The following is an 8,550-nucleotide window of genomic DNA, read 5'->3' as shown; positions in this document are numbered from 1 at the left end:
AACGGGCAGGATAACGGAATGAATTTCGTCGTTTAGAGAAACCCCGCCACAGTCAAAAAAATTTACAAATGAAGTATAATATTCCTTATGAAAGGAGGGGTGTTGTGAAGAGGATAAACTTATGGATGATCAGCGTAATCACGTTGTTCGCGATTAGCGGCTGCCAGGGGCAAAAGACTTCGTTTAAGGCGGATACTTTCTCGGATAAGGATAAGTGCATTGTTAGCATACAAAATAGCAAGGCCCTCTGTTATGGTGATTTGAGAGCGAATATTGAGGCGATCATTCAGGACGGTGGCGATAGCGGGCACCCCTTCGTAATGTATCATTCAGGTGTGCGCGTAGCGTATCGCGGCGATGTCGTCGTGGGCTTTCAATTGATGGAAGGTTCTGAAGGCGTGTATCAAACATCTCGCGGAGCACGCGTCGGGATGAGCAAAGCCGAAGTCATGAATCTCTATGGGCGCAAATATGCGTATGAAGCAACGCCGAATAATCTCGATTATGCCTACGATATGAAGGCGGGTAAGTTTGTCGATAAGATGCAAGTATTCTCTGTTGCGGTTCAGGAGAAACGAGAACAGATTTTTCTTGTCTCCGCGATGTTCGATAGTAACCAGGGCGGTGCGGCCTCTCAGATTGGACTGATAGATCAGAAAATGGCGCTTTTTTTAGAGTAGGTCTATTTCCGATTTTTAATATTTCGCTAAACAGGTGAAGTAAATATCATCAAGAGGATTAGGTAATATTTGATTATAAACGAATATGACCTTTACTGTACTTAATCGAATTATTTATAATTTATCCCATCAAACCGTTCATCAAATTCATCAGTACCGGAGGGTATTTTACAATATGAACACCAACTTGCATGATTGGATTCAAAATGCAGATTTCATGAGCATTCAAAAGGCAATGACTATGGGTGAATGTACTTCCGAATCCCTTGTCCTTGCATATATCGAAAGAATTCATAGGTATAATCCATTAATCAATGCTGTATTAGAGATTAATCCAGATGCGATTGAAATCGCAAGGAGTCTTGACCGTGAGCTAAAATCAACCGGAAGTCGGGGACCACTGCACGGAATTCCAATTCTACTAAAGGATAACATCGATACACATGATCAAATGCATACAAGCGCTGGTTCACTTGCATTGGCAGAGTCGTTTGCTCATGAAGATTCGTTCATAGCTACAAAGCTCCGCGCTGCCGGCGCAGTTCTCTTAGGAAAGGCAAATATGACCGAGTGGTCAAATTTTATATCTAGCCGTATGCCAGCTGGATACAGTTCTAGAGGCGGATATGTACTGAATCCATATGGGCCTGGCAAGCTTTTCGTTAGCGGTTCAAGTTCAGGATCTGCTGCAGCCATAGCAGCAAACCTAGCAGCTGCTGCAATAGGGACAGAAACCGCAGGTTCGATTATTGGACCGGCCAGCCAACATTTTCTCGTCGGGATTAAGCCAACGGTAGGGCTCGCAAGCCGTAGCGGTATTATCCCGATATCTTTAAGTCAGGATACACCGGGACCAATCTGTAAAACAGTCGCTGACGCAGCAACTTTACTCGGAGTAATCGTTGGATATGATGAGAATGATCAGGCAACTTGGAATAGTCCATATCCTACTTATCATGACTATACAACTTACCTCGATAAGGATTCTCTACGCAATGCTCGCATTGGGATTCCTAGACATTACTATCGATCCTTAGATGAAGAAAGACTTTCAATTATGGAGTCCGCCATCAATGTTCTACGAGAGCAAGGTGCTACAGTTATCGATCCAGTAGATTTACATTTGGAACAGCATCCATGGAACAATGATGTTATCTGTTACGAATTCAAAACAGGGCTAGATCAGTACTTATCTAAGTTGAACCCGGATCTCCCCGTGCATTCTCTACAAGAATTGATTGCATATAATCAGAAGCATGCTGCATCTTCATTGAAGTTTGGCCAAGACAATCTGATACGCTCTGAACAAAATGGTCTAAACGAAGCAACCTATCAACTTAAACGAGAAGAATATAACCATCCGGCTATAGCGGAAGGGATTGACCACGCACTCGATGAACACAGATTAGATGCATTAATGCTACCTGGTGACATTGATGGAATGTACATTGCTGCACGGTTAGGGTATCCTCTAATTACGGTACCAGCCGGTTATTCATCAAAAGGAATAATTGATGCGGATGGTGATTCGACGCAAGGTCCCTTTGGTGTAGTTTTTTCTGGGAGGGCTTTCAGTGAGCCAACACTAATCCGAATCGCCTATAGTTTTGAACAAGCTACACTATTTCGTCGTCCGCCAAATTTGAACTAGTTGATGTAGTTTCAGCTCGAAGTAAATCGTTGAGCTAACGGGACACTATAGCTTAATAAATAACTAAAACGCGGCTGCCGGCATGGATCGGCAGCCGCGTTGCGCTAACGGGCAGTTTAGTGGAATTAAATGGAGGAACTGGAATTCGGTGTCGAATGTAAACGAAAGCTAAATTTCGGAGGGAGTGGTTTTAATAATGAATGACGTGAGTAATTTTGAGGCAGTACGTGTAAAAAGAAATGAAATTAAGTTAGTTGGTATCCCATTTGTTGGGGGAAGGCCTTATGCTGATAAGGGAGTTAGTCTTTTCAATGTAGCCAAACATAGCCTTCTAACGGCAGCCGAGCATTTTCCTGGTTGGATTAATAGGGACATTGTCTATTCAGTTCTCCCATCGGGTGAAAAACAATTACCAGACACGTTTTCCGTTATCGTAGCGATAGAGATTGAGAATGATGATATGGTGCCTGAATGGTTTACTAAAATCAACATCCCACCAACCGAATATGGACTTGTCTCTGACATCCCAATTGCAGATGAACGTCAGGGCTATCAAGCCATGGATCGTTTTTTTGAAACTTCTATGCGAGTCCCAGAAATGGTCTATGGACATTTCGAAGTGAACGATGCAAACAAACCTGGATTTTTTGATTTGTATACGGCAACCAGACCGTTAAGCTAACGGGACACTATAGCTTAATAAAATAACTAAAACGCGGCTGCCGGCATGGATCGGCAGCCGCGTTGCGCTAACGGGCAGGTTAGTTGAATGGTCTTGGAAGGATTGTAACCAATAACCAGCGAATAAAAGGTATCGAGGATCATCTTTCACCCAAAGAGACCACACAGATTGTAATCATTTATTTGATGTGCTTAACAAGGAGGAGAGCTTCATAATAACTATATCAAAGAAAAAACTCGTTTTTGCCTTAGTAGCTGCAGTGATTGTCCTAACAAGTATTTACGTCCTGATGCAACCCAAAACAAAAATTGATATCAATAAGTTTTCCGAGTTTATGCTGACGTCATCGGTTTATTACAAAGACATGAAGGAACTGGATATTTCCAATATTAAGGAACATTACAGCGGCGTAACCGTCTCAGATGTTTCCAGTGCGAAAGTGTTCGTTAGCACAGATGGCACCACCAGAGAATTTGCAATTATCGAAGCGAATAGTCCACAAAGTGCCGACATTATTCAAAGTGCGATAAGCTCCTTTTGCAATGAGCTTATAAACAAATATCAATCGGAAAATGCAGAAGAATATGAACGCCTGCGAGGTTATTACATCCGTAGAACAAGAAACTATGTAATTTTAACAATCAGCGACAGCACCGGAAGTGGCAATCAACTTGTTGAATCATATCTTGATAAAATCAATTATGATAAGAGAGCATGATTGCTTAAAAACATTGAACTAACGGGACACTATAGCTTAACAATCACCAGAACGAGGCTGCCGACATGAACCGGCAGCCTCGTTGAGCTAACTGGCAGTTTAGTTGAATAATTGGTATAATCCATTTAGAATCACCATGACCACTTATATAAATAGCGAGGATTAAAAATGAGAATTTCGAAATTAGAATTCAAAAGTCGTTTAAGAGAGGGTTATCCAGGACCGATTACTTTTGCAGATTTTATAGTAGACGGACAATCATTATACGATATATATGCTGAGGATTTCGATTTTGTATCTTGTTTAGGATGGGGCAGTGAAGAGTTTCAAAATGAACAAATCTCAAGGTTAATTTTAATGAGTAAACCCGATTTTCCAAATGGGAAGAACTCAATATATATATGTCCTGCATGTGCTGATTTGGGATGCGGGGCTGTATCATTATTTATTGAAATGACCAAAGACATAATAACTTGGACTTACATTGATGGTAGAGGTAAGTTATTCGATAAGCAATTTACGTTCCATTTCGATAAACAAGATTATATTGATCAAATAAAAGGCACATATGGATTAGGTGGGTTTAAGTTCCCATGGGAAGAATAAGCCTCTTCCATTAAGCTAACGGGACACGATAGTTCAATCGCAACAAGAAGGCAGCCGATTATCGATTCGGTTGCTTTTTTCGTTACGCTAACGGGGAGGATTGTTTAGTCATGTAGGGAAATATATATATTCGGTACGATTTTTAAGTGGGGTGATAAATTGACAATTGAGAAACGTACAAGACCGATTTTTCTGGTGTATCCACATAATCGTTTGAAGCCACCGCTAAAAATTCCAGAACTAAGTGACGGGTATCAATTAAGAACATATCAAGTGGGTGACGAGGTTAACCTTGCAAAGTTATTGGCGTCTGAAGGATGGGAGAGTGGCGAGGTACATATTAATGAATTCTTAGACCATGTCCTGCCTGAGGGCTTATTTTTCGTAGTTCATGAGGAGACGGGCAAAGTTGTAAGTACAGCATCGGCTCTTCACCATCCTTCATCACCACATTGGCACTTTCAATTCGGTGGGGACATTGGCTATGTTATTACCTTACCTGAGCATCGAGGAAAAGGAATTGGATACACAGTATCAGCTACCGCTACTGCACGTCTGATTCAAGCTGGATATAGGAATATCCGTGTAGTTACAAATGATCATCGTCTATCTGCCCTTAAAATATATTTGAAAATTGGCTTTGTTCCATTCCTCTATACCGAAGATAGTGAAGAACGCTGGAGTAAAATTTGTAGTAATCTGAAATGGTCTTTCACACCGAATGAATGGGTTAAACCAGATAAGCAACGAGTTGACTAAACTAACGTGATACGATAGCTCAATAAAAGACATTTGAAGGTAGCTGACTTCTTGAGATCGGCTGCCTTTTCTCAACTAACGGGCAGGTTAGTTCCATATAGGTATTATAAGGATTAATTGTACTGCTGGGAGGTACAAGGGTGGGTGACACACCATAAATGGTTACCAATTTTAGAATGAGGTGAGAAGAAATGTCGCAGAAAAATGTCTTTGCTCTAATTATAATGATTTGGATTACAGTTTTAACGATATGGGCTGTAAATAAAATTGCGGTTCCTCTTAACAATAACTTGGTGACGGTTCAAGGTATACCTGGTCAACCCATGCCTCAGGAAATTTCTACAGTTCAAATTGATAAAGACACAGTTTGGATTATTGATGCAAACAGTAACTACATAAGAGTTATTACGCATGATAAAGATGGATACCATATAACGGGTTCGGAGATGACTTTCAAAGAAATAACATCGCATTGAGCTAACGGGACACGAGAGTAAGGAGCTTGCATGGGTAACTCCTTTTTGCTTTGTTAAAGTAACGGGCAGGATAGTTTAAATCGAATTGGTAGTATAATGGTAATGAACAAGAGTTGGAAATTGAAAAAAGTGGGTGAGGTAATTAAAAGTTTTGGTAGTATTGCTATGTTGTTATTTTTCACATTTATAGTTTTTTCACCGAATGAAAGCTATGCATGGTCGTGTGGTAACAGTTTAGAACCGAAAGAGTTGTATAAAAGACATGATTCGGTTTTTATTGGTAAAGTAATGGAAACATTGTTTGAAAATGTAGGTCAGTTAACCCCCAAAAGCAGGGTTACATTTGAAGTTAAATCAACAATTAAAGGAAGTTCACACGACGTAGTTACTGTTGTTACTGCCGTTGGAAGTGAGTTACTGGAAGGCAAAGAGTATCTTGTGTATGCTTACAAAACAACAAAGGAGAATTATCTATATAAGTATGAGGAAGGGGAATTAGCGACAGACACAGTTTGTGGCGGTACAAAAGAACTGTCGAACGCAAAAAATGATCTTCAACAAATAGATGAATTGAAAGAATCAAATAAAACTATCAATTATTTCATTATCACCATGACTTTTTTACTTGTAATTATTTTATTTATCATTATTTTTAAACGAAGCCGGTGGAAAAAAGGATTAAGCTAACGGGACACGTTAGTTGAATAGCACATATTATTGAGCAGGCTGCCGAAGCCTGCTTATTTTTGTTAACCTAACTGGCAGTTTAGCTGAACAATGACTATTTAATTATTTTGTGATAAATGGGGAAAAATAATATATCTAGTCTGCGAGGAGTGAACTTATTGAGGAAGACGATTTTAGCAATTGTAATAGCAGTAATATCTTTGACCTCGAGTAGTAATTCAGCTTCCGGTAATGGAACATTACCTAGATCAAATACAACTTTTCTGCAAGAAGCCTTATTTACAGAACTTCATCCCAAAATAATGAGCATTCTAACGGAAAAGTATCATACTGATTTTATTTTCGATAATGCCCGAATACTCCCCCTCACGGATTCGGATGTACGTGAATTCATGATACAAGGAAATGTGACCAACCGTACTAAGGCTGATACTGTTCAGATTACATTTCAGAACGACAGAACAAATGGCTATAAGGTGGTTGGCTTTACTGTTATTCTCTCGAAAAAAAGTAACTGGAATTAAATTCTTTGTTGAACTAACGGAACACGCTAGTTAAATAGATTAAAACCTTCCATGAGATGCAAAACTAGATTTAATAGCTCTTATGGGAGGTTTTTTATGATTTTAAGTGAGTTATGGCGACTGTACGAAGCTGATAAACGTATCCAAGGCTTTAGTCCGAGTACATTGAAAGCCTATACCCTGCAGCTCAAAATGTTACTAAGAGAACTAGGAGACCTGGATATTTCTGAGGTTACACTTAACTTGTTGAAGGAATACTTAGCCAAGCAGTCTGATCGGTTGAAGCCTAGCAGTTTAGGTCATCGCATCCGTTTTGTTCGTTCCCTATTCCGCTTTGCCTTTGAAGAAACATACTTATCATCAAATCCTGCTTTAAAGCTACGCGAACCCAAAATGGACAAGCGTATTCCTAAATTTTTGATCGAAGAAGATGTCATTCACTTGAAAATCTCTTGCCAGTCCCTGAGGGAAAGGGCACTTCTGGAGTTTCTCTACAGTTCCGGCTGCCGGGTTGGAGAGGTGGAGAAGTTAAATATTGATGACCTGAACTGGGAGAACTGCTCCGCTATTGTAAACGGCAAAGGTTCAAAACAGAGAGAGGTTTACTTTACAACCGAGTGTAAAGTGTGGTTGAAGAAGTATCTCGCGAGCCGAGAGGATTTCTGCAAGGCCTTATTTGTAACCGATACACATCCAACAAGACGAATGGCTATTCCGACAATCAGGTGGGCATTAAAGCGGCTTGCTGATCGGGGAGAACTCGAAGCAAATGTATATCCGCATCGATTTCGTCATACCTATGCGTGTCAGCTCCTTGATAACGGAGCACCATTAGATTTCATTCAAGGCATGTTGGGGCATGAAAAAACATCAACCACTCAAATTTATGCCCAGCTGCGCGGGGAGCGCCGACGAGAACTCTACCGCCGGTTTTTTTAGCATTTCTGTAATATTGAGTATAGATGAAATGCACCTAAGAAAACTGTTACTCAACTAAAGGGCAGGACAGTTCCAATAATTTTTGCGATCTAAAAAAGTGGGGTTAGAGGAGGATTCGTAGCGGTGAACAAAGACGATATTGTAATTAATCAAATTACAGAGTTAGATAAATTGGAATCAACAAAATCATTACAATCGACAATCAGTAAACTTGAGAATGCCTTGTCCCAGATGACTCAAAATGGTGCAAATACTACCCTAGTAAAGAAACGACTCAAAGCTGTTTACATCGGCTTAGCCATGCTAGAACACGTTTGGAATCAAAGACCCCATCATTACACCCAGGAAGATTTAGCAGAAGCTCGCAATGTGATTACTGGTTTATTTCCATCAATTGAAAACGGTTATACTAAGTCAAAGGCAGGTAGTCCCCAAAGAACGCTTTTAGAAAGAAGAATTAAAGCGTTGGAACTTGCTGTTCAAGCGATTGACGATCTTTCCACTAAATAACTCATGATGTAAACGAAGCGTTTGGGAGTAATCTTAGTTCACCTTACTGAACAAAAACTAACTGAAGCCCTTTTAAAATATGATTCCGGAGTTGTAAAGCCACTAACCTAAAGGGACACTATAGCTTAACAATCACAGGACGAGGCTGCCGACATGAAACGGCAGCCTCGTTGAGCTAACGGGCAGGATAGTTTAAGATCTTACGCGGTGAACCCTACCACAAAGTGATGCCTCAATGAATTTTGAATTGCACAAATTAAGTGTACATGGGAGTGGATGAGATGTCTTTGCACGTTATATCCCTATCAGGAATGGTTC

At 40.2% G+C, this 8,550-nt stretch carries 11 protein-coding genes; all 11 read left to right on the top strand.

What is annotated here, in order from left to right; genetic code table 11:
- Window positions 1-104 precede the first annotated feature (104 nt).
- The 11 genes from ACFQZR_RS20780 to ACFQZR_RS20730 all read left to right on the top strand — a co-directional run bounded on the left by ACFQZR_RS20780 (window position 105) and on the right by ACFQZR_RS20730 (window position 8,232).
- Window positions 105-680 carry a lipoprotein gene (locus tag ACFQZR_RS20780; protein WP_379349497.1) on the top strand — a complete coding sequence of 192 codons (576 nt, stop codon included), beginning with the start codon at window positions 105-107 and terminating at the stop codon, window positions 678-680.
- Between the two features lie 175 nt (window positions 681-855).
- A complete protein-coding gene (locus ACFQZR_RS20775; protein ID WP_379349495.1) occupies window positions 856-2,331 on the top strand; it encodes an amidase family protein in 1,476 nt (491 codons plus the stop codon).
- A 196-nt stretch (window positions 2,332-2,527) separates the two neighbouring features.
- Window positions 2,528-3,013, top strand: coding sequence for a hypothetical protein (locus ACFQZR_RS20770; RefSeq protein WP_379349493.1), 486 nt, complete (start codon window positions 2,528-2,530; stop codon window positions 3,011-3,013).
- A gap of 187 nt (window positions 3,014-3,200) precedes the next feature.
- Complete coding sequence (locus ACFQZR_RS20765; RefSeq protein WP_379349491.1) at window positions 3,201-3,731, top strand: DUF4358 domain-containing protein; 531 nt, start codon at window positions 3,201-3,203, stop codon at window positions 3,729-3,731.
- A gap of 168 nt (window positions 3,732-3,899) precedes the next feature.
- Window positions 3,900-4,337, top strand: a complete 438-nt coding sequence (locus ACFQZR_RS20760) for a hypothetical protein (RefSeq protein ID WP_379349489.1) — start codon at window positions 3,900-3,902, stop codon at window positions 4,335-4,337.
- Window positions 4,338-4,496: 159 nt separating this feature from the next.
- Complete coding sequence (locus ACFQZR_RS20755; RefSeq protein WP_379349487.1) at window positions 4,497-5,096, top strand: GNAT family N-acetyltransferase; 600 nt, start codon at window positions 4,497-4,499, stop codon at window positions 5,094-5,096.
- Window positions 5,097-5,287: 191 nt separating this feature from the next.
- Window positions 5,288-5,572 (top strand): hypothetical protein, encoded by a 285-nt coding sequence (locus ACFQZR_RS20750; RefSeq protein WP_379349485.1) that lies wholly within the window; start codon window positions 5,288-5,290, stop codon window positions 5,570-5,572.
- 102 nt (window positions 5,573-5,674) lie between these two features.
- Window positions 5,675-6,259: a hypothetical protein gene (locus ACFQZR_RS20745; RefSeq protein ID WP_379349483.1), complete on the top strand. Its 585-nt coding sequence runs from the start codon at window positions 5,675-5,677 to the stop codon at window positions 6,257-6,259.
- A 158-nt stretch (window positions 6,260-6,417) separates the two neighbouring features.
- Window positions 6,418-6,783, top strand: coding sequence for a hypothetical protein (locus ACFQZR_RS20740; RefSeq protein ID WP_379349481.1), 366 nt, complete (start codon window positions 6,418-6,420; stop codon window positions 6,781-6,783).
- Between the two features lie 96 nt (window positions 6,784-6,879).
- Window positions 6,880-7,722, top strand: a complete 843-nt coding sequence (locus ACFQZR_RS20735) for a tyrosine-type recombinase/integrase (protein WP_379349479.1) — start codon at window positions 6,880-6,882, stop codon at window positions 7,720-7,722.
- Window positions 7,723-7,845: 123 nt separating this feature from the next.
- Window positions 7,846-8,232, top strand: a complete 387-nt coding sequence (locus ACFQZR_RS20730) for a hypothetical protein (protein WP_379349477.1) — start codon at window positions 7,846-7,848, stop codon at window positions 8,230-8,232.
- Window positions 8,233-8,550 lie beyond the last annotated feature (318 nt).

Origin of the sequence: Paenibacillus sp. GCM10027629 (genome assembly GCF_042676425.1) — a bacterium.
Classification (GTDB): Bacteria; Bacillota; Bacilli; order Paenibacillales; family Paenibacillaceae; genus Paenibacillus_K; species Paenibacillus_K terrigena.
Note: the sequence above shows the minus strand (reverse complement) of the source record. Positions and strands in the feature narration are given on the sequence as shown.